The sequence below is a fragment of the Luteimonas sp. 3794 genome, from assembly GCF_031456825.1.
Taxonomy (GTDB): domain Bacteria; phylum Pseudomonadota; class Gammaproteobacteria; order Xanthomonadales; family Xanthomonadaceae; genus Luteimonas.
Map to the genome: position 1 here is coordinate 59120 of NZ_JAVDVJ010000013.1, position 21492 is coordinate 80611.

Consider the following 21492-nt stretch of genomic DNA (forward strand, 5'->3'; position numbering starts at 1 on the left):
CGCCGCCGTGTCCAGCGCCACGGCGGCGCGCTGCGTCGGCGCGAGGTTGTACTTTGCTGTCATCGCCATGAGGTCATCAGCCAGTTCGGGCCATGGCGCCTGCTGCGCGCTGAAAGGGGGGGGGTTGGACGAAGCGTCCGCACATGCAGGGGCTGTCGAATACGCGACATCTGAGGTCACACGAGGGTGCCGGAGGGTCATCGAAAAATTCTCAAAACCTCCTGACAATTTTTTGAAATTCCGCGCTACAATGCGCGCCCTCGGCACTGTCGACCTGACTATTCCGAGACGTAACCGGTTGACGTGGCGCCAGATTGACTCGGCCTTCTAAGTCGGGGGTTACAGGTTCGATTCCTGTCGGGCGCGCCACGTCCCGCGGTACGAGACAATTTTGCTGTGGTGGATGTAGCTCAGTTGGTTAGAGCACCGGATTGTGATTCCGGGGGTCGCGGGTTCAAATCCCGTCTTCCACCCCATTGCTTCACCGGGTCGCACTCGAAAAGTGTTGCTCAAGCGCGCAAAGTTTTATTACAATGCGCGCCCGCTTCATCGGGCCGTTAGCTCAGTTGGTAGAGCAGTTGACTCTTAATCAATAGGTCCAAGGTTCGAATCCTTGACGGCCCACCAGTTCCACGAAACGCCCGGCCTCGGCCGGGCGTTTTCGTTTCCGGCGCTCGCGCGCCGGCGGCGATGCATCCCGCGCGCGATAGCGTCGGTCCCGCATGAGGCATCTCGCGGCATCGCTGCCAAACGGCAGGGTGATCGACTAACATGCCGCGGTTCGCCATCGGCGGGCGCAACGCGAAAGTGGCGGAATTGGTAGACGCCCTGGTTTTAGGTACCAGTGCCGCAAGGCGTGGGGGTTCGAGTCCCCCCTTTCGCACCATCGAGGCAGGGCGGCTGCGGCAAGCCGCCGGGCGAGGCGGGTGTTCGCACGCACCGCCCGCCGATGCGGCCTGCGGGCACTGCGTCAGGTCTCGCGCAGCATCCCCCCTGATCCCCGTGCCCCGAGGGCGTGCACCCGGAGCGGTGGCGGCCAGCCCCCGAATCCGCCAAACTACGCCGTTCCGTCGTCCGGTCAGCTGGATTCGGGCGGGCGGCAGAGTTCAGAACCAATTCCCAACAGTCAGATGTCATGCGGCACCGTCCGCAAGCGCAGGAGTGGATATGCAAGTTTCGGTCGAATCGCTGGGTAGCCTGGAACGCAAGATGACGTTCCGCGTGCCGTCCGAACGCCTGGAGTCGCAGGTCGGTGGCCGTCTGCGCGAGATCGCGCGGACCACCCGTCTCAAGGGCTTCCGCCCCGGCAAGGTGCCGGCCAAGGTCGTCGAGCAGCGCTTCGGCGAACAGGTCCGAGCCGAAGAGCTCGACCGCCTGCTGCGTGAAGGTTTCGACCAGGCCATCCGCGAGAACGCACTGCAGATCGCCGGTCAGCCGCGCATTGCGCCGGAAGGTGAAGCGGGCGAGGGCGAACTCGCGTTTACCGCGACCTTCGAGATCGTGCCGGATTTCGGCGACGTTGCGCTCGAGAAGCTCGAAGTCGTGCGCCACACCGCCGAGGTGGCGGAAGACGACATCGACCGCATGATCGAGAACCTGCGTCTGCAGCGCCGCAGCTGGAGCGCGGTCACGCGCGGCGCGCAGAAGGGTGATGCGGTCGACGTGGAAACCTGGTCGCAGATCGGCGAAGAGCGTCTGCCGGCCGAAGGCGCCGAGCGCGGTGTCACGGTGCTGGGCTCGGGCGCGATGTACCCGGAGATCGAAGACGCGCTGGCCGGTCTGACCAAAGGCGAAGAGAAGGCGATCGAGGTCAGCTTCCCGGCCGATTGGCGCGTGCCGCAGCTCGCCGGCAAGCAGGCCACCGTGCACGTCAAGATCGAGCAGGTCTCTGAGCAACAGTTGCCCGAAGTCGACCAGGTCTTCATCCGCAGCTTCGGCGTGAAGAGCGGCGAGATGGCGCAGTTCCGCAGCGAGATCCGCAGCAATCTGGAGCGCGAACTCAAGGGTGCGCTGATGAACCGTCTGCGTCGCGAAGTCGGCGAGCAGCTGGTCGCGGCGTTCGCGCACGTCGAACTGCCGCCGAAGCTGGTCGAGTCCGAGGCGAAGTCGGTGCTGCGCCAGACCGTCGAGCAGGCGCGGCGGAACGGGCAGAACCCGACCGTTGCCGACGACGCACACAATGATTTCCTCGAGCCGGCGCGCAAGCGCGTGCTCGTCGGCCTGCTGGTCGGCGAAGTCGCCCGTCGCAACCAACTCAAGCTCGACCCCAAGCGTGTGAACGAAACGATGCGCCTGATCGCCTCGACCTATGAAGAGCCGCAGCAGGTCATTGAGATGTACCGCAACGACCCCCAGCTGATGTCGGGTCTGCAGAACCGTGTGATGGAAGAGCAGGTGATCGACTGGATCGCCGAGCGCGCCCAGCACACCGAGCAGTCGCTGAGCTTCCAGGACGCGATCGGCCCGCAGGGCTGAGCCACGCGCACCCCGTCCGGTCCATGTGGGCCGGACGCTCCACCGACGGGAATTGATTGATGAGCATCGAGACGAAAGCCCTCAACCTGGTGCCGATGGTGGTCGAGCAGACCAGCCGCGGCGAGCGCGCGTACGACATCTATTCGCGCCTGTTGAAGGAGCGCGTGATCTTCCTGGTCGGCGGCATCGACGACCACATGGCGAACGTGATCGTCGCCCAGTTGCTGTTCCTCGAGGCCGAAAACCCCGAGAAGGACATCAACCTGTACATCAACTCGCCCGGCGGCATCGTCACCGCGGGCATGGCGATCTACGACACCATGCAGTTCATCAAGCCGGACGTGAGCACGATCTGCATTGGCCAGGCGGCCAGCATGGGCGCGCTGCTGTTGTCGGCGGGCGCGGCGGGCAAGCGCTATGCGCTGCCGAACTCGCGCGTGATGATCCACCAGCCGCTGGGCGGCTTCCAGGGCCAGGCGACGGATATCGATATCCACGCCCGCGAAATCCTTTCGATGAAGCAGCGTCTGAACGAGATCATGGCCCACCACACGGGCCAGCCCCTCGAGACGATCGCCCGCGACACCGAGCGCGACAACTTCAAGAGTGCGCAGGCCGCGCGCGAGTACGGCCTTGTCGATCAGGTGCTCGAGCGCCGCCCCGACGACTCCATCACGGCCGCCTGAGCGCTGCTAAACGCTTGATCCAGCATGCATCCGTGTGACGGCGGCCTCCCGTTGGAGGCGCCGGACGCTGTGCTATTCTCGAAACGAAACCGCAATACAGATTTGGCCAAGGCATGAGCGAAGACCGTCAGGGTCGTTCCGGCGACAGCAACAAAATCCTCTACTGTTCTTTCTGTGGAAAGAGCCAGCATGAGGTGCGCAAGCTGATTGCGGGCCCCAGCGTGTTCATCTGCGATGAGTGCGTCGAGCTGTGCAACGACATCATTCGCGAGGAACTCGAGGAGAAGGCGCAATCGGCACGCAGTTCGCTGCCCAAGCCGCGCGAGATCCTCGAAGTGCTGGACCAGTATGTGATCGGTCAGCGCCGGGCCAAGAAGACGCTGGCGGTGGCGGTCTACAACCACTACAAGCGCATCGAGAGCCGCAGCAAGAACGACGAGGTCGAACTGGCCAAGTCGAACATTCTGTTGATCGGTCCGACCGGATCGGGCAAGACGCTGCTGGCCGAGACGCTGGCGCGCCTGCTCAATGTGCCGTTCACGATGGCCGACGCCACGACGCTGACCGAGGCCGGCTACGTCGGTGAGGACGTCGAGAACATCATCCAGAAGCTGCTGCAGAAGTGCGACTACGACGCCGAGAAGGCGCAGCAGGGCATCGTCTACATCGACGAGATCGACAAGATCTCGCGCAAGAGCGAAAACCCGTCGATCACGCGTGACGTGTCGGGTGAAGGCGTGCAGCAGGCGCTGCTCAAGCTCATCGAGGGCACGGTCGCCAGCGTGCCGCCGCAGGGCGGACGCAAGCACCCGCAGCAGGAATTCCTGCAGGTCGATACCAAGAACATCCTGTTCATCGTCGGCGGCGCGTTCGCCGGTCTCGACAAGGTGATCCAGGCGCGTAGCACCGACGCCAGCGGCATCGGTTTCGGTGCCAAGCTCAAGAGTTCCGAGCGCAAGGCGGAAGTGGGCAAGGTGCTGGCGGACGTCGAGCCGGAGGATCTGATCAAGTTCGGCCTGATTCCGGAGTTCGTGGGTCGTCTGCCGGTGGTGGCGACGCTCGAGGAGCTCGACGAGGCCGCGCTGATCCAGATCCTGACCGAGCCCAAGAACGCGATCAGCAAGCAGTTCAAGAAGCTGTTCGAGATGGAAGGCGTGGAACTGGAGTTCCGCCAGGACGCGCTCGCCGCCATCGCCAAGAAGGCGATCAAGCGCAAGACCGGCGCGCGTGGTCTGCGGACGATTGTCGAATCGGTGTTGCTCGACACGATGTACGACCTGCCGTCGCTGGAGAACGTCAGCAAGGTGGTCGTCGACGAGTCGGTCATCGAGCACAAGTCCGAGCCGTATCTGATCTACGAGACCCCTGCCACTGAGCAGAAGGTCGCGTCCGGCGACTGAGTCGACCGCCGGAACGAAACGTTCCGGCAGCGTGCCAGTCCGGGTTTTCCAGACGCAGACCGCTTCACGACGCGCCGCGTGCCTTCGGGCCCGCGGCGCTTCTGTCTCTGGCGCTTCAAACGCGCTTGCATCCCGGCCGGCCCCGCCCCATAAACGGGGGCAGGGTGGCCGCACGGCCGCCAGGGCCGTCCCACCGGGCGGCGCCACACCGAGGAACGACGATGCCCCCACGCAGCACTCCCGAAACCCACGAACTGCCGGTTCTGCCGCTGCGCGATGTCGTGGTGTTCCCGCATATGGTCATCCCGCTGTTCGTCGGCCGCGACAAGTCGATTCGCGCGCTCGATCTGGCGATGGAGTCCGACAAGCGCATCCTGCTGGTCGCGCAGAAGTCGGCCGAAACCGACGACCCGGTGGCCGAGGACCTCTACGAGGTCGGCACGCTAGCCACGGTGCTGCAACTGCTCAAGCTCCCCGACGGCACGATCAAGGTGCTCGTCGAGGGCACCGAGCGCGTCAGGTTGCGCGACATCCGCGAGAACGAGGGTGCGCTGGCAGGCAGCGGCGTGGCGATTCCGCCACTCGAATCGCGCGAACCGCGCGAGGTCGAGGCCATTGCGCGTTCGCTGATGAGCCTGTTCGAGCAGTACGTCAAGACCAACCGCAAGCTGCCGCCCGAGCTGCTGCAGACACTGGCCGGCATCGACGACTCCGCGCGCCTGGCCGACACCATCGCCGCGCACTTGGGCGTGCGTCTCGCGGACAAGCAGCGCCTGCTCGAAGCGACCGACACCGCCGATCGTCTGGAGCTGCTGGTGGGCTTTGTCGACGGCGAGATCGACGTGCAGCAGATGGAGAAGCGCATCCGCGGCCGCGTGAAGTCGCAGATGGAGAAGTCGCAGCGCGAGTACTACCTCAACGAACAGATGAAGGCGATCCAGAAGGAGCTGGGCGAGATCGACGATGCGCCCAGCGACATCGACGAGCTCGCGCGCAAGATTGCCGAGGCCGGCATGCCGAAGGCCGTCGAGACCAAGGCCAAGGCTGAGTTCAACAAGCTCAAGCAGATGCCGCCAATGTCGGCCGAAGCGTCGGTCGTGCGCAATTACCTCGACTGGTTGCTCGGCGTGCCGTGGAAGAAGCGTAGCAAGGTGCGCAAGGACCTGAAGGCCGCGCAGGACGTGCTCGACGCCGATCACTACGGCCTGGAGAAGGTCAAGGAACGCATCCTTGAATACCTCGCGGTGCAGACGCGCGTGAAGCAGATGAAGGGCGCGATCCTGTGCCTCGTCGGTCCGCCCGGCGTGGGCAAGACCTCGCTGGGCCAGTCGATCGCGAAGGCGACGAACCGCAAGTTCACCCGCATGGCGCTGGGCGGCGTGCGCGACGAGGCCGAGATCCGCGGTCACCGCCGCACGTACGTCGGTTCGATGCCGGGCCGCATCGTGCAGAGCATGAACAAGGTCGGCACCAAGAACCCGCTGTTCCTGCTCGACGAGATCGACAAGATGTCGATGGATTTCCGCGGCGATCCGGCATCGGCGTTGCTCGAGGTGCTCGATCCGGAGCAGAACCACACGTTCAACGATCACTACCTTGAGGTCGACATGGACCTGTCGGAAGTGATGTTCGTGGCGACGTCCAACTCGCTCAACATCCCCGGTCCGCTGCTCGACCGCATGGAGGTCATCCGGATTCCGGGTTACACCGAGGAAGAGAAGCTCAACATCGCCACACGCTACCTGCTGCCCAAGCAGCTGAAGGCGAACGGGCTGAAGGCTGAAGAATTGACCGTGTCCGCAGGCGCGGTGCGCGACATCGTGCGCTATTACACGCGCGAGTCCGGCGTGCGCAACCTCGAGCGCGAAATCGCCAAGATCTGCCGCAAGGTGGTCAAGGAAATCGCACTCGCCGGACCGGTTGCCGTGGGCAAGGTCAAGGGCGTCAAGACGGTGAAGGTCACCGAGAAGAATCTCGACAAGTACCTGGGCGTGCAGCGCTTCGATTTCGGCCGCGCCGAGCAGGACAACGAAATCGGTCTGGTCACCGGCCTGGCGTGGACGGAAGTCGGCGGCGATCTGCTGCAGATCGAAGCCACGCAGGTGCCGGGCAAGGGCCAGCTCATCCTCACCGGTCAGCTGGGTGATGTGATGAAGGAGTCGGCATCGGCGGCGATGTCGGTGGTGCGATCGCGCGCCGAGCGTCTCGGCGTCGAACTCGAGGTGCTGCAGAAGCACGACATTCACGTGCACGTGCCCGATGGCGCGACCCCCAAGGATGGGCCGAGCGCGGGCATCGCGATGGCGACGACGCTTGTGTCGCTGCTGACCAAGATTCCGGTGCGCGCGGACGTGGCGATGACCGGTGAGATCACCTTGCGGGGCCGCGTCACGGCCATCGGCGGACTCAAGGAAAAGCTGCTGGCCGCGCTGCGCGGCGGCATCAAGACCGTGATCATCCCCGAGGAGAATCGCAAGGATCTGGCCGACATCCCGAGGAACGTCACCGACGGCATGAAGATCATGCCGGTGAAGTACATCGACGAGGTGCTGGATCTGGCGCTGGAGCGGCCGTTGCCACCGCCGCCCGGGCAGAAGGTCGAACCCAAGGCTGCGCGCAAGGTCGTGCCGCGCGCCGAAGGCGCCAAGCGGACGCGGGTCAAGCACTGAGCCGGGCGCGTACCGGGTGAACACCGACGGCCGTCGCTGCACTTGCAGCGGCGGCCGTTTTCATTGCGGCCGCCGTGCTGTGTGCCCCTGCCCCCGTATCGCGCGGGTTGGCAATAGGCGGTGATGCAGCCGTTGCAAGCCCCGGATGTTCCAGCATGACGCGACGACGTGTGCGCCGCGCAACATCGCGCGGAAGACGGGCAGTCGCAATTCAGGCCAGGCCGATACGTCGCGCGCGCAGGTACCGCAGCAGCGAAACCAGCGCGATGCCTCAGCCACGCGCTGCGAATCAACAGCGCGCATATGGGCGGAAACCATCGGGCGTCGGACAGATCGATACCAGGGCCGACGCAGGCCAGCTGGGCAGAAACCTGGTGCGTCCCTCAGACCTCGACAGTGCCGGAAGGCGGATTGCGACGACATCCAGCGCCATTGCGGGGATCTTCATGCCCGACGTATTGCGTTCCACCGCGTGTGATGCGCTCAGCGATGCCGCGGTCGCAACAACACCAGCACTGCGCCGGCGCCGCCCTGGCCGCCGGGTGCGCTGTGGAAGGCGAGCACGTCGGCGCGCTGGCGCAGCAGGCGGTCGACGAGGTTCTTGAGAATTGGCGCATCGGGCGAGGAGTTCAGTCCCTTGCCGTGGATTACGCGCACGCAGCCGATACCGGCATCGACCGCATCGCGCAGGAACAGGCGTAGCAGGGCGGTGGCCTGGAGCGCATCGCTGTGGTGCAGGTCGAGCTCTTCCTGCGCGGCGTACTCACCGCGTCCGAGGCGACGCAGCACGCGTGGCGAGATCTCGTCGCGTCGGTACTGCATCGTGTCGCCGCCGCCCAGCAATGGGCCGTCGAGCAGTTGCCTGAACTCGCTGCGCGCCTGCGCATCGTCGCGTTCGGCCATGCGCGTCGAGGGGCGAGGCTTGGGCGTCGGCGGCGGTAATGGCGCGGCCGGCAGTTCGCGGACCGGGCCGATCGCATTGCGGAACAGCGCCGCATCGTCGTCATCAGTGGGCGGCGCAGGCGGATCCGGGCGGTGGCGTCCTCGATGCATGCCGCTAGCGTAGCGGCGCGCACGTCGAGACGCAGCCATCGTGTGTCGCAACACCGTGGAGCGGTTGCAACCGAGATGCATGTCATGTACGGCAGCGCAGCCCCCTCGCTGCAACGCATCGGGGCCGAGGTGGGGCGCGGATGCATCCGGTATCATGGCGCTCTTGTCCGACGGCTCGGAGCCTCTAGAACGATCCATGCGCGTACTGGTCAGCAACGACGACGGCGTCGACGCCCCCGGCATCCGGATTCTCGCCCAGGGTCTGCGTGACGCTGGTCATGAGGTGCTGGTGGTCGCGCCCGATCGCGATCGTTCCGGCGCGAGCAACTCGCTCACGCTCGACATGCCGCTGCGCACGGTGCAGGTGGATGCCTCCACGTGGCGCGTCCATGGCACGCCGACCGATTGCGTGCATGTGGCGATCACCGGCCTGCTCGAACTCGAACCGGACATTGTCGTTTCTGGCATCAACAACACCGCCAATCTCGGTGATGACGTGATCTATTCAGGCACTGTCGCCGCAGCGATGGAGGGTCGCTTCCTCGGTCTGCCGGCGGTCGCGATGTCACTGGTCACGCGCGATCACGACGGCAAGCATTACGAGACCGCCGCGCGCGCCGCGGTCGAGATCGTCGCGCGCCTGAAGGCCGACCCGCTGCCCGCCGACACCATCCTCAACGTCAACGTGCCGGACGTGCCGTGGGACGCACTCGCCGGCTTCGAGGTCACGCGTCTGGGCAACCGCCATCGCGCCGAGCCGTGCACGTCGATCGATGATCCGCGCGGCCGCACCTGGTGGTGGATCGGCGCCGCCGGCCCCGAACAGGACGCCGGTCCGGGCACCGATTTCCACGCAGTGCGCACGCAGCACATCGCGATCACGCCGATCCACGTCGATCTCACGCGCTACCAGGCGCTCGAACACGTGGCCAGTTGGGTCGGCGGACTCGAAGCGGACCTCAAGGCGAGTCAGGCGTGACAGCGCGGATGCGCCTGCAGCCCGAAGCGGTGGGCGTCGGCATGACCTCGCAACGCGTGCGGGATCGTCTGATCGAACGTCTGCGCGATGGTGCCCATCCGGGCGGCGGTATCAGTGACGAGCGTGTGCTCAACGCCATCCGCACCGTGCCGCGTCACCTGTTCGTCGATGAAGCGCTCGCCACGCGCGCCTACGAGGACACCGCATTGCCGATCGGCCACGGCCAGACGATCTCGCAGCCCTGGGTGGTCGCGCGCATGACCGAAGCGCTGCTGGCCAACGGTATGCCCGGCAAGGTGCTTGAGGTCGGGACCGGCTCCGGCTACCAGGCGACGATCCTCGCCGCGCTCGGGATCGAAGTGCACACCGTCGAGCGCATCGGTGAACTGCTCCGCGTCGCCCGCAAGCGTTTCCGCTCGCTGGGCCTCAATGTGCGCAGCAAGCATGACGACGGTCGCATCGGCTGGCCGGAGAACGGTCCGTTCGACGCCATCATCGTCACCGCCGCTGGCCCCGCGCTGGTCGAGGCCTTGACCGAGCAGTTGGCCGCAGGCGGCACGCTGGTGGCGCCGGTGGGCGCACCTGGATCGCAACGTCTGCTGGTGCTGCGCAAGCATGCCGACGGGCAGATTGAACAGCGGGATGTCGCTGCGGTCGCCTTTGTTCCCCTGTTGTCTGGATACGTCGACTGATGCAGCTGTTTGCAAGGATGTACGACACCGTGCTCGCGTGGGCGCGCCACCGCCACGCACCGCGGTACCTCACGCTGATGAGCGCCGCCGAATCCGTCATCTTCCCGATTCCGCCCGATGTCATGCTCGCGCCGATGTCGCTGGCGAAGCCGAAGTCGTGGTGGCGCTACGCGCTGCTGTGCACGCTGGGCTCGGTGGCCGGCGGTCTGCTGGGCTATCTGCTCGGCCATTTCGCGCTGGATCTGGTGTGGCCGTGGATCGTGCGCATGGGCTGGCAGCCGGCATTCGAGAACATCCAGGCGTTGTTCGTCGCACACGGGCTGCTGTTCGTGTTCATCGCGGGATTCACGCCGATCCCGTACAAGGTATTCACGATCGCGTCGGGTTCGCTCGGAGTCGGGCTGCTACCGTTCGTGGCCGGTTCGCTGCTAGGACGGGGCGCGCGGTTCTTTCTGGTCGCCGGTCTGATGGCGTGGGGCGGTCCCAAGCTCGAACCCGTGCTCAAGCGGTATATCGAATGGCTCGGCTGGTTGATGGTTGGGCTGGTAATCGTTGGACTGGTCTGGTTGGAGATGCGTGGATGAGGAAGCTGGTGGTGTTGTTCGCGGTGTGCGTGTTGTCGGCGTGCGGCACCAGTACGGTGGTGCGCGAGGGCGGCAGTGCGACGCCGGCTTCGACGCCCCGGCCCGGCCAGACAGTGACCGTCCAGCGCGGTGACACGCTCTACAGGCTTGCCACCAGCAACGGCATCAGCGCGCTCGATCTGGCGACCTGGAACAATATCCGCCCGCCTTACACCATCTATCCCGGCCAGCGCCTGCGCCTCTATCCCGGCGGTGCCAGCGCCAGTCCGGCGCGGCCCGCCGCGTCGGGCACCGCCACGGCGCAACGCCCGGCCGTCCGGCCCACCCAGACCACGCCCCAGGCGCCCGCCGCTGCGCCGGTGCGCAGCCCGTTCCGGTGGCAGTGGCCAACGGCCGGCCAGGTCGTGAACCGCTACGTCGGCAACGACCCCACCAAGCAGGGCATTGGGATTGCAGGCACGCCGGGTCAGGCGGTCAATGCGGCGGCCGATGGCGTGGTGGTGTATTCCGGCGCGGGCCTGGTCGGCTACGGAGAGCTGATCATCGTCAAGCACGACGAGCAGTGGCTCACCGCCTATGGGCACAACCGCACCCGCAAGGTCAATGAAGGCGAGCGCGTCCGGGCCGGCCAGCAGATCGCCGAACTCGGCCGCACCGGCGCCGCCCGGGACATGCTGCACTTCGAGATCCGCTACAACGGCAAACCGGTCGATCCGCTGACGTATCTGCCTGCCCGCTGATTGGGTGGGGGCGTTGACGGTCAGGCCGCAGGGGCCCTTGGGCCGTCGCCCCAGCGGACGCTGGGGCCTATTTTGACGTTTACCTGATCTTGGCAAGCCGTGAGGCGCGGCAAAGCAAGATCCCTGCGTTTGCTGGGATGATGGCAGATGTCTGGCTGCGTCCTAGTGTGCTGCCCCGAAAGCGTCTTGACCGTCTTCCCCGCGCAGGCGGGGATCCCGGGACTTTTCTTTCAATAGGTTGACGTCGATGGATTCCCGCCTACGCGGGAATGACGAACCAACGCGGAACGACGGGCCAAGGCTTCTACGGGATAGGACACCACCCTGGTGCGTTCCGATGGAGAGGCTGCGGCGTGCCGCTCCGATCCCGCAATGGGCGATCGCGCGCCTACGTGCCCGACGCTGCGTCGCGTTCGGCCAGCACAAACGCCGCCACCACCCGTCGGCCTTCTCCGGCCAACACATTGAACGTGCGCGCCGCGGCGGCGTTGGTCATCGCTTCGAGGCCGATCCCGCGTGACAGGCACGCGGCCATGGTCGCGGGCGGCGGGAACCCCTGGGTCTCACCGGTGCCGAGCAGTACCACTTCCGGCTCGAGCGCGAGCACCGGGGCGAGGGCCTCGACATCGAGGTTGCGCACATCGGTGACCGGCCAGTCCTCGACGAGGCTGTGCGGCGCGACGATGAAGCTGCGTGCCAGGCGACGGTCGTTGACCAGCGCCACACGCCCATCGGCGCCGCGCAGGACGTAGTCGAAATCAGGAGATTCGAGATTGAGCTGCATCGGCCGCGCGCTGCAATCAGGACCGCGGCAGCACGATCTGGCGACGGTCCTTGCTCTGGCGGTACAGCACGGCCACGTGGCCAATGCGCTGCACGAGCGCCGCCTCGGTGCGTGCGGCGATGTCGGCGATCATCGCGTCGCGTGCATCGCGGTCCGAGGCGCCGACCTTGACCTTGATCAGTTCGTGGTGCTCGAGCGCTGCATCGACTTCGGCGATCAGCGCATCGGTGATGCCTTTGCCGCCTACCTGCAACATGGCTTTGATGCCATGGGCCTGGCCGCGCAGAAAACGGGTCTGGGCAGCGGTCAGGGCATTACTCATGGATGAACCGATCGGGGAAATGAAAGCGGTCGGCAGGATATCATGGCCACCGGACGCACCCGTCCCGCCCCCGAGCCCTTGATGGCCTCCCGCAGCAAAAGCAGTCAGCGCTGGCTGAAAGAACATTTTTCCGACCCCTTCGTAAAGAAGGCCCAGAAGGATGGCCTGCGTTCGCGCGCCGCCTACAAGCTCGAGGAGCTGGTCGAACGCGACCGTCTGCTCAAGCCGGGCATGGTCGTGGTGGACCTGGGGGCTGCGCCGGGCGGCTGGTCGCAGTGGGTGCGGCAGGCCCTGGGCGACTCTGGCCGGGTCATTGCACTGGACATCCTGGACATGCCGTCACTCGCCGGGGTGGAGTTCCTTCACGGGGATTTTCGTGAAGATGCGGTCCTCTCGATGCTCGAGTCCTCCCTCGGCGGGCAGCAGGTCGACCTTGTGTTGTCCGACATGGCCCCCAACAAGAGTGGTATCGATGCTGTCGACCAGCCCCGCGCGATGCACCTGGCGGAGCTGGCGATGGACTTCGCCGACAACCATCTCCGCACCGGCGGCACGTTCCTGATCAAGCTGTTCCAGGGCACCGAGTTCGACGATTACGTTCGCAACCTGAGACGGCGTTACACCAAGCTCTCGATCCGCAAGCCGGCGGCCTCCAGACAGCGTTCGCCAGAGGTCTATGCCCTCGCGCAGGGCAAGCTGGCGACGATGAAGTAGCATGGCCCCGATGCATCAAGCGCTCCACCGCACTCTTCACGAGAACCCCGACACATGAACGATCTGGTCAAGAATCTGCTGCTCTGGGTGGTTGTCGCCGTCGTATTGATGGTGATCTTCCAGAGCTTCAGCCCCAGAACCGGCGCAGGCGGGCAGGATGTCCAGTACTCGCAGTTCATGGAACAGGTCCGTCGTGACCAGATCGGCGCGGTGAAGATCGCCGAAGACGAACGCACGATCACGTTCCAGACCAAGGGCGGCCAGAGCGGTACGGTCATCGCCCCGCGTCGCGACGATCGCATGATCGACGACCTGATGAACCACAACGTCGCGATCGACCAGGCACCGCCGTCGAGTGGCATTTCGCTGGGTTACATCCTGATCCAGTTGCTGCCGGTCGCGCTGATCATCGGCTTCTGGTTCTTCATGATGCGGCAGATGCAGCAGGGCGGCGGCAAGGGCGCGATGTCCTTCGGCAAGTCCCGCGCCAAGCTGCTCAACGAAGAGCAGACCAAGATCACCTTTGCCGACGTCGCCGGTTGCGACGAGGCCAAGGAAGAAGTGTCGGAACTGGTCGAGTTCCTGCGCGATCCGTCGCGCTTCCAGAAGCTGGGCGGCAAGATTCCGCGCGGCGTGCTGATGGTCGGCCCGCCGGGCACAGGCAAGACGCTGCTCGCCAAGGCGATCGCCGGCGAGGCCAAGGTGCCGTTCTTCTCGATTTCCGGTTCCGACTTCGTCGAGATGTTCGTCGGCGTCGGCGCCAGCCGCGTGCGCGACATGTTCGAGCAGGCCAAGAAGCAGGCGCCGTGCATCATCTTCATCGATGAGATCGATGCGGTCGGTCGTCATCGCGGCGCCGGTCTCGGCGGCGGGCATGACGAGCGCGAGCAGACGCTCAACCAGTTGCTGGTCGAGATGGATGGCTTCGAGGGCGGCGAGGGCGTGATCGTCGTCGCTGCGACCAACCGCCCCGACGTGCTCGATCCCGCGCTGCTGCGTCCGGGCCGTTTCGATCGCCAGGTTGTCGTGGGACTGCCGGACGTGAAGGGCCGCGAGCAGATCCTCAAGGTGCACATGCGCAAGGTGCCGCTGGACGAAGACGTGCAGCCGCTGGTCGTCGCCCGTGGTACGCCCGGCTTCTCAGGCGCGGACCTGGCGAATCTGGTCAACGAGGCGGCGCTGTTCGCCGCGCGCGAGAACGGCAAGGCGGTCCGCATGGACCACTTCGACCGCGCCCGCGACAAGATCCTGATGGGCGCCGAGCGCCGTTCGATGGCGATGAGCGAGGACGAGAAGACGCTGACCGCCTATCACGAGGCCGGCCACGCGATCGTCGGTCGTCTCGTGCCCGAGCACGATCCGGTCTACAAGGTCACGATCATTCCGCGCGGCCGCGCGCTCGGCGTCACGATGTACCTGCCGGAAGGCGACCGCTACTCGATGAACCGCGTGGCGATCGAATCGCAGCTGTGTTCGCTGTATGGCGGCCGCGTGGCGGAAGAGTTGATCTTCGGCGGCGACAAGGTCACCACCGGCGCGTCGAACGATATCGAACGCGCGACCAAGATGGCCCGCAACATGGTCACCAAGTGGGGCCTGTCCGACGAACTCGGCCCGATCGCCTATGGCGAAGAGGACGACGAGGTGTTCCTCGGCCGTTCGGTCACCCAGCACAAGTCGGTCTCCGACGACACCGCGCGCCGCATCGACGAGGTCGTGCGCACGATCCTCGACAAGGCCTACGAGCGCACGACCGAATTGCTGACCGCGAACATCGACAAGCTGCACGCGATGTCCAAGCTGCTGCTCGAGTACGAGACCATCGACGTGCCGCAGATCGACGCGATCATGGAAGGCCGCGATCCGCCGCCGCCGATGGGCTGGGCGAAGTCGAACGCCAACAAGAACGACGACAGCGGCGACACGGGCAACCGCCCGTTGCAGCCGCCGATCGGAGGTCCGGCCGAACAGGCCTGATCGCAGTCGCAGCGTTCACGAAAAAGGCCAGGAGGATTCCTGGCCTTTTTCATTTGGCGAGGGCTTTCGTCGCAAGCGCCTATGCCTCGTGGAACGGGCAGCGAGAAGCGAAACGCCTCGCCCGATATCGCTTCACTGGTGCACGAGACGATGTGCCCGGTCGATGGAGCACATGACGACTGACAAGGCAGAGGCCCTGCACCCTGCTTCCCGTCAATCGGGAAGACTTGCGGCAAGCCGGTCGCGCATGGGCTCGTATTGCTCGGCAGTGCCAGAGGTCGCGACAGCTTGGAACAAGCTGCGTTCCTCGCCAGGACGCATGGCATCCTATCGGGCGCGGGCATGTATGCGCTGGTGGACTTCCAACGCGCGCACGCACAAGGCCGGTAATGCCCCTGCTTGCGGTGCACGCGACGAGTCGCCAGAGTCTGCGCTGACGTAACGCCATCTGGAGCAGACGATGTCCGACCCGAAGCCGGAAGCCCGCGATCCCTTGTCGCCCGTCGGGCCCGGCGCTCCGCTGGACGTGGCGTTCGGCACGAGTCGTCGGATGATGACGGGCGCACCGGCCATGTGCAGGAGAAACCGATGATGTTCGACACCGCGCCGCAGCTCGACTGCAACGGCCGCGTCCTGCGGCTCGATCGCCCGCGCGTGATGGGCATCGTCAACGTCACGCCGGATTCGTTTTCCGATGGCGGCGCGCACGATGATGCCGAGGCGGCGATCGTGCACGGCCTGCGGCTGGCGGAAGCGGGCGCCGATGTGCTCGACATCGGCGGTGAATCCACCCGTCCCGGTGCGGATGCGGTGTCGGTGGAAGAAGAACTGCGACGCGTGCTGCCGGTGATCGAAGCACTGGTCGCGCGCACGTCGCTGCCGATCAGCGTCGACACCTCCAAGCCCGAGGTCATGCGCGCCGCCGTCGCTGCGGGCGCGGGCCTGATCAACGATGTCTACGGCCTGCGCCGAGACGGTGCGCTTGAGGCCGCGGCGTCGCTGGGCGTACCGGTGGTGCTGATGCACATGCTCGGCGAACCGCGTGACATGCAGACAGCACCGGAATACGACGATGTTGTCGGTGATGTGCACCGCTTCCTCGCCGAGCGGATTTTTTCCGCCGAAATGGCGGGTATCGACAAGAAGCGCATCATCGTCGATCCGGGTTTCGGCTTCGGCAAGACCACCGCACACAACATGGTGCTGCTGGCGCAGTTGTCGCGCTTCGTCGAACTCGGCGTGCCGGTGCTCGCCGGTCTCTCGCGCAAGCGCAGCATCGGCGAATTGACCGGTCGTGATGCGCCGGCCGAACGCGTGGCCGGCTCCGTCGCCGCGCACCTGATCGCTGCGCAGCACGGCGCACGCATCCTGCGCGTGCACGATGTCGCGGACACGGTCGATGCCTTGAAGATCTGGGCCGCAGTGGACGCGGTGCCCAAGCCTCGAGCGGCCACGCCGAAGCCCGCGATCAGCTGGCCCGACGACGCCTGATCGCAGTGCGGCTGGTTCGCGACCCGCTGGCAGGTGCAGGGCGCCGGTTGCCGTAGCGGGACGGCGGATGCCGATGATCGTGCCTGGTTTCCAGTGCGTGCACTTATATCCCTGAGCGCCCGGCGCGGGACCTGCCGCATCAGCACGTCTCGTCAGCTCCCATGGTCGATTGCGTCCGCGTGCGCAAGGCTGACCGCGGCGCAGCCGTGCGTTAGGCTGGCGCACCGCTGCGGCAGCCGCCGCGGCGTTTGTCGTGTCGCGATCCCGCCCAGGAGGCTCCGTGCTCAGATCCAATACGCCGACCATCGTCATGTTCCTGGTGTACCTGGCGATGATGGTGGTGATCGGAGTTGTGGCCTGGCGCCGGACCAAGAATTTCGATGACTACATCATCGGTGGTCGCAGCCTCGGACCAGGCGTGACCGCGCTGTCGGCCGGCGCTTCCGACATGAGCGGCTGGCTGATGATGGGCCTGCCGGGTGCGATCTTTCTGGGCGGTCTGTCCGAGGCGTGGATCGCGGTGGGTCTGCTGCTGGGCGCCTACCTCAACTGGCGGTTCGTGGCCGGTCCGCTGCGGGTCTATACCGAGCGCACCGGTAATGCGCTGACGCTGCCCGACTTCCTGACCAATCGCTTCGACGATCGCAGCCGCATCCTGCGCGTGTTCACCGCAGTGGTGATCCTGGTGTTCTTTGCCATCTACTGCGCTTCGGGCGTGGTCGCGGGCGCGCGCTTGTTCGAGAGTGTGTTCGGCCTGACCTATTGGCAGGCGATCTTCCTGGGCGCGTCGGTCACGGTGCTCTACACCTTGATCGGCGGCTTCCTCGCCGTGAGCTGGACCGATGTCGCGCAGGGTCTGATGATGCTGTTCGCGTTGTTGCTGGCGCCGGTCCTGGTCTTCATGCACACCGGCGGTTTCGACGCCAGCGTGGATCTGATCCGCGCCCACGATCCCTTGCAGCTTGACTGGTTCCGCGGCGGCGAATTGGGCCTCGTCGGCATCCTCTCGCTGCTGGCGTGGGCGCTCGGCTATTTCGGCCAGCCGCACATCCTGGTGCGCTTCATGGCGGCGCAGGGCGTGCATACGATTCCCACCGCGCGCCGTATCGCGATGAGCTGGATGACGCTGTGCATGATCGGCGCGATGTCGGTCGGCTTCTTCGGCATCGCCTACTTCGAGGCCCATCCGGAGGTCGCGGCGCCCGTGCTGCAGAACTCCGAACGCGTCTTCATCACGTTGGTCGAGTTGCTCTTCAATCCCTGGGTCGCCGGCATCATTCTCGCGGCGATCCTGGCTGCGGTGATGAGCACGCTGTCGAGCCAGTTGCTGGTCTGCTCCAGCGTGTTGTCCGAGGATCTGTATCGCGGCCTCTTCCGCAAGCAGGCCTCGCAGCGCGAACTGGTCTGGGTGGGGCGTTTGAGCGTGCTGCTGGTCGCGTTGATCGCGATCTTCATGGCGCGCGATCCCGACAGCCGCGTCCTGGGCCTGGTGTCGTACGCGTGGGCCGGCTTCGGCTCGGCCTTCGGCCCGGTGCTGCTGCTGGCGCTGTTCTGGAAGCGCATGACCGCCAATGGCGCGATCGCCGGCATGCTGACCGGCGCGGCGATGGTGATCTTCTGGAAGGAGATCATGGTCAACCGCATGGACTCCGAGCTCTACGAAATCATTCCGGGCTTCCTGTCGGCGACAGTCGCGATCGTCGCGGTAAGCCTGCTGGGCCGCGCGCCGCCGGCAGAGGTGCAGGCTACGCATGCGCAGGTGCAGCTATCGCTCAAGGAGACCGGGTACTAAGGGGGAGGTGCACACGCAGCCCCCACACTGCATCGTCGTCCCGGCGAAAGCCGGGACCCAGCGTCTCTCCCTTCAATGTGACCGAAGACGAAGTCGCTGGATGACCGGCGCGACGCGATGTCGTGGCGCATGTCCGGCCTGTGACGTCGCGGATCGGTATGACGGGATAGTTGGATCGCAATGAGCGCAAAAAATCAGATCCTTTCAGATCCAAAACCCCGCGCCATCGCCGTGATGGGGCCAACCGCCTCCGGCAAGACCGCGCTCGCGCTCGACTGGGCAGAGCGGTTCGGAGGAGAAATCGTCAGCGTCGATTCTGCGCTGGTCTATCGCGGGCTCGAGATCGGTGCGGCGAAGCCGGATGCAGGGGAACGCGCACGCGCGCCGCATCACATGCTCGATCTGCGCGATCCGTGGCAGACGTACTCGGCTGCCGAATTCGCGCATGACGCGCGCGCCGCGGTCGAGGACATCCTGCGTCGTGGGCGCCTGCCGATCCTGGCCGGCGGCACCGGCCTGTACTTCGCCGCCTTGCTCGACGGGCTGTCGCCCATGCCCGAGGCCGATGCCGAAACGCGTGCGGCCATCGCCGCCGAGGCTGCGGAGATCGGCTGGCCCGCGTTGCATGCGCGCCTGGCGATGCTCGACCCGGACGCCGCTGCGCGCATCAAGTCAGGTGATGCGCAACGGATCCAGCGGGCGCTCGAAGTCCATCGACTGACCGGCATTCCGATCAGCGAATGGCAGAAACGCCCGAGCGAATCGCCGCCGTTCCCCGCGCAGGTGCTGGCACTGGCGATCGCGCCGCCCGAGCGCGCAACCCTCCACGCGCGTATCGCCACCCGCTTCGACGCGATGCTGGTCGCCGGTTTTCTCGATGAGGTGCGGGCGTTGCGCGCCTTGCCCCAGCTGCAGGCGCATCCCGCGCCGCTGGAACTGCCTGCAATCCGCGCCGTCGGCTATCGCCAGGCCTGGGAATTCCTGGACGGGCAGGGCAGCGCTGAAGACTTCCGCGAGCGCGCCATCGCCGCGACGCGGCAACTGGCGAAGCGGCAGTTCACCTGGCTGCGTGGACGCGGCGGAGCGCGCTGGTTCGACCCGGCGACGCAGCGCGATGCGCTGGACGCAGAGGTCGCTGCGTTTCTGGGATGAGCAATGGGCCTCGGCGCAAGCCCGCCCACGTGTCCGGGGGAGTGCTGTTCAAGCCGTTCCGAGGGCGAGGCCATTCCTTCGCTGCGATCACGAATCCCCGATTCCGCACAGCAATCGCCCTCTGCGTTCCCGCCCAGACCTACCGCGGTTGTGTAACATCGGCCGGTCGTCGTCCGGGGAGCGGGTGACGGCCCGGCCAACAGGTCATTAGAACAACAACTACGCTGGGGAAACACCATGTCCAAGGGGCAATCCTTGCAGGATCCTTTCCTGAACGCACTGCGCCGCGAGCGTGTGCCCGTCTCGATTTACCTGGTCAATGGCATCAAACTGCAGGGCACGGTCGAATCGTTCGACCAGTTCGTGGTGTTGCTGCGCAATACCGTGAGCCAGATGGTCTACAAACATGCCATCTCCACCGTGGTGCCGGCCCGCAATGTGCGCGTCGTGCCGGGCGGCGGATTCGTCCAGTCCGGTGAAGGCGAGGACGAAGTGCCCGAGACCACCGACTGACCCGAGGTGTGAACTCTTTTGTTCGAACGCTCCCGCAAGGGTGAAAACGCGCTGCTGATCCAGCCGCATTCGCATGGCCCGGCCGACGAAGGCGCGCTGGAAGAATTTTCCGAACTCGCCCGCTCGGCCGGTGCCCGCGTCGCCGCGGTCATTCCGGCCCGCATCGACAAGCCCAATGCCGCGACGCTGTTCGGCAGCGGCAAGCTCGACGAGGTCAAGGCCGCCGCCGAGGCGACCGGCGCCGATCTGGTGCTGGTCAACCACCGGCTCACGCCGGGCCAGGAACGCAATCTCGAGAAATTTCTCGAGCGACGCGTGGTCGACCGCACCGGTCTGATCCTCGACATCTTCGCCCAGCGCGCCCGCAGCCACGAAGGCAAGCTGCAGGTCGAACTGGCGCAGCTGCGCCATATGGCCACGCGTCTGGTGCGCGGCTGGACCCATCTGGAACGTCAGCGCGGTGGTTCGATCGGCCTGCGCGGCCCGGGTGAAACCCAGCTCGAAACCGACCGTCGGCTGCTGCAGAAGCGGCTCGAACAGCTGCAGGCGCGTCTGGACAAGGTGGAAGTGCAGCGCACCCAGATGCGTCGCGCGCGCGTCCGCAGCGAAATGCCACGCGTGGCGCTGGTGGGCTACACCAACGCCGGCAAGTCGACGCTCTTCAACACACTGTCGGGCGCCGATGCCTACGCGGCCGACCAGTTGTTCGCCACGCTGGATCCCACCGTGCGCCGCGTCGACCTGTCCGGCGGCAGCGTGGTGCTGGCCGATACCGTCGGCTTCGTCCGCGATCTGCCGCACGAGCTCGTCGCCGCCTTCCGCTCCACGTTGAGCGAAGCGCGCGAGGCAGATCTGCTGCTGCACATCATCGATGCCGCCGATCCGCTGCGGAACGAGCGTATCGCCCAGGTCGATGCGGTGCTGACCGAGATCGGCGCCGGCGACCTGCCGCAGTTGCTGGTGTTCAACAAGATCGACCGCATCGAGGGCGCGACGCCGCGCTACGACCAGGATCCCAGCGCGCTGGCGGATGACGCCGTGCGCGAGAGCGTGTGGATTTCCGCGCGCGACGGACTGGGCCTCGACCTGTTGTCGGAAGCGCTGGCGCGCCGGCTCGGCATCCGTCGCGTGACCGGCGAAGTGCGCCTGCCGCCCGAATCCGGTCGCCTGCATGCCCGTCTGCATGCGCTGGAAGGCGTGCGCGAGGAAACGCTCGACGAGTCCGGTTGGCTGCTGCAGGTGGACCTCGCCCATGCGGATGCGGCGCGCCTGGCTGCACAGCCGGATGGCGAACCGCTGCGCGCGCTCTTGCCTCCGGACGAAGACGACACCATCTATTGATCTGTAGGGGCGCGCTGGCGCGCGAACAGGCTTTCCAGGGAAAGCCCGATCGCAACCGAAACCGCCCCCACAGGTATTCCCGGCATGACCTCCGGTACGTGGCCTGCGACAGGCGCGAGCCGGTTAGA

The 21492-nt window shown here is 65.9% G+C and carries 19 protein-coding genes and 3 tRNA genes; 19 read left to right on the forward strand and 3 right to left on the reverse strand.

Features of this window, described 5'->3' with window-relative positions; translation table 11 throughout:
- Positions 1-399 precede the first annotated feature (399 nt).
- From J2X52_RS14815 to lon, 7 genes are all read left to right on the forward strand, one after another.
- A tRNA-His gene (locus J2X52_RS14815) sits at positions 400-476 on the forward strand.
- Positions 477-551: 75 nt separating this feature from the next.
- A tRNA-Lys gene (locus tag J2X52_RS14820) sits at positions 552-627 on the forward strand.
- Between the two features lie 174 nt (positions 628-801).
- Positions 802-886: transfer RNA gene (locus J2X52_RS14825), tRNA-Leu, on the forward strand.
- Between the two features lie 281 nt (positions 887-1167).
- The gene (tig, locus tag J2X52_RS14830) at positions 1168-2475 is read left to right on the forward strand and encodes a trigger factor (protein ID WP_310154974.1); all 1308 of its coding nucleotides are present in this window, start codon (positions 1168-1170) and stop codon (positions 2473-2475) included.
- Between the two features lie 59 nt (positions 2476-2534).
- Positions 2535-3161 (forward strand): ATP-dependent Clp endopeptidase proteolytic subunit ClpP, encoded by a 627-nt coding sequence (gene clpP, locus J2X52_RS14835; RefSeq protein WP_232115775.1) that lies wholly within the window; start codon positions 2535-2537, stop codon positions 3159-3161.
- 113 nt (positions 3162-3274) lie between these two features.
- A complete protein-coding gene (gene clpX / locus J2X52_RS14840) occupies positions 3275-4561 on the forward strand; it encodes an ATP-dependent Clp protease ATP-binding subunit ClpX (protein ID WP_310154978.1) in 1287 nt (428 codons plus the stop codon).
- A 221-nt stretch (positions 4562-4782) separates the two neighbouring features.
- Positions 4783-7230: an endopeptidase La gene (gene lon, locus J2X52_RS14845; protein WP_310154982.1), complete on the forward strand. Its 2448-nt coding sequence runs from the start codon at positions 4783-4785 to the stop codon at positions 7228-7230.
- Positions 7231-7713: 483 nt separating this feature from the next.
- Here the strand turns inward: lon and J2X52_RS14850 are convergent, their stop codons facing one another.
- A complete protein-coding gene (locus J2X52_RS14850) occupies positions 7714-8283 on the reverse strand; it encodes a Smr/MutS family protein (RefSeq protein WP_310154984.1) in 570 nt (189 codons plus the stop codon).
- Positions 8284-8479: 196 nt separating this feature from the next.
- Between J2X52_RS14850 and surE the strand changes: the two genes are divergently transcribed.
- The 4 genes from surE to J2X52_RS14870 are packed head-to-tail and all read left to right on the forward strand — an operon-like array spanning position 8480 to position 11278.
- Complete coding sequence (gene surE, locus J2X52_RS14855; protein ID WP_310154987.1) at positions 8480-9262, forward strand: 5'/3'-nucleotidase SurE; 783 nt, start codon at positions 8480-8482, stop codon at positions 9260-9262.
- A complete protein-coding gene (locus J2X52_RS14860) occupies positions 9259-9954 on the forward strand; it encodes a protein-L-isoaspartate(D-aspartate) O-methyltransferase (protein ID WP_310154990.1) in 696 nt (231 codons plus the stop codon). The genes surE and J2X52_RS14860 overlap by 4 nt, the downstream gene beginning before the upstream one ends.
- Positions 9954-10538 carry a VTT domain-containing protein gene (locus J2X52_RS14865; RefSeq protein WP_310154993.1) on the forward strand — a complete coding sequence of 195 codons (585 nt, stop codon included), beginning with the start codon at positions 9954-9956 and terminating at the stop codon, positions 10536-10538. The genes J2X52_RS14860 and J2X52_RS14865 overlap by 1 nt, the downstream gene beginning before the upstream one ends.
- On the forward strand, positions 10535-11278 hold the full coding sequence (locus J2X52_RS14870; RefSeq protein WP_310154995.1) for a peptidoglycan DD-metalloendopeptidase family protein: 744 nt from the start codon (positions 10535-10537) through the stop codon (positions 11276-11278). The genes J2X52_RS14865 and J2X52_RS14870 overlap by 4 nt, the downstream gene beginning before the upstream one ends.
- Positions 11279-11666: 388 nt before the next feature.
- Here the strand turns inward: J2X52_RS14870 and J2X52_RS14875 are convergent, their stop codons facing one another.
- Entirely contained in the window at positions 11667-12062 is a 396-nt protein-coding gene (locus J2X52_RS14875) for an Mth938-like domain-containing protein (protein ID WP_310154998.1), read from the reverse strand.
- 16 nt (positions 12063-12078) lie between these two features.
- Positions 12079-12384 carry a ribosome assembly RNA-binding protein YhbY gene (yhbY, locus tag J2X52_RS14880; RefSeq protein ID WP_310155001.1) on the reverse strand — a complete coding sequence of 102 codons (306 nt, stop codon included), beginning with the start codon at positions 12382-12384 and terminating at the stop codon, positions 12079-12081.
- A gap of 81 nt (positions 12385-12465) precedes the next feature.
- Between yhbY and rlmE the strand changes: the two genes are divergently transcribed.
- The 8 genes from rlmE (at position 12466) to hflX (ending at position 21364) form a co-directional block, all read left to right on the forward strand.
- Complete coding sequence (gene rlmE / locus J2X52_RS14885) at positions 12466-13098, forward strand: 23S rRNA (uridine(2552)-2'-O)-methyltransferase RlmE (protein ID WP_310155047.1); 633 nt, start codon at positions 12466-12468, stop codon at positions 13096-13098.
- Positions 13099-13152: 54 nt separating this feature from the next.
- Positions 13153-15075, forward strand: a complete 1923-nt coding sequence (ftsH, locus tag J2X52_RS14890; RefSeq protein WP_310155003.1) for an ATP-dependent zinc metalloprotease FtsH — start codon at positions 13153-13155, stop codon at positions 15073-15075.
- Positions 15076-15535: 460 nt separating this feature from the next.
- Entirely contained in the window at positions 15536-15667 is a 132-nt protein-coding gene (locus tag J2X52_RS14895; RefSeq protein ID WP_310155006.1) for a hypothetical protein, read from the forward strand.
- Positions 15667-16566: a dihydropteroate synthase gene (gene folP, locus J2X52_RS14900; protein WP_310155050.1), complete on the forward strand. Its 900-nt coding sequence runs from the start codon at positions 15667-15669 to the stop codon at positions 16564-16566. Before J2X52_RS14895 ends, folP begins: the two co-directional genes overlap by 1 nt.
- 280 nt (positions 16567-16846) lie before the next feature.
- Positions 16847-18358, forward strand: a complete 1512-nt coding sequence (gene putP / locus J2X52_RS14905; protein ID WP_310155009.1) for a sodium/proline symporter PutP — start codon at positions 16847-16849, stop codon at positions 18356-18358.
- 198 nt (positions 18359-18556) lie between these two features.
- On the forward strand, positions 18557-19510 hold the full coding sequence (gene miaA / locus J2X52_RS14910; protein ID WP_310155053.1) for a tRNA (adenosine(37)-N6)-dimethylallyltransferase MiaA: 954 nt from the start codon (positions 18557-18559) through the stop codon (positions 19508-19510).
- Positions 19511-19747: 237 nt separating this feature from the next.
- Complete coding sequence (gene hfq, locus J2X52_RS14915) at positions 19748-20023, forward strand: RNA chaperone Hfq (RefSeq protein WP_310155012.1); 276 nt, start codon at positions 19748-19750, stop codon at positions 20021-20023.
- Between the two features lie 18 nt (positions 20024-20041).
- On the forward strand, positions 20042-21364 hold the full coding sequence (hflX, locus tag J2X52_RS14920) for a ribosome rescue GTPase HflX (RefSeq protein WP_310155015.1): 1323 nt from the start codon (positions 20042-20044) through the stop codon (positions 21362-21364).
- Positions 21365-21492: the final 128 nt, after the last annotated feature.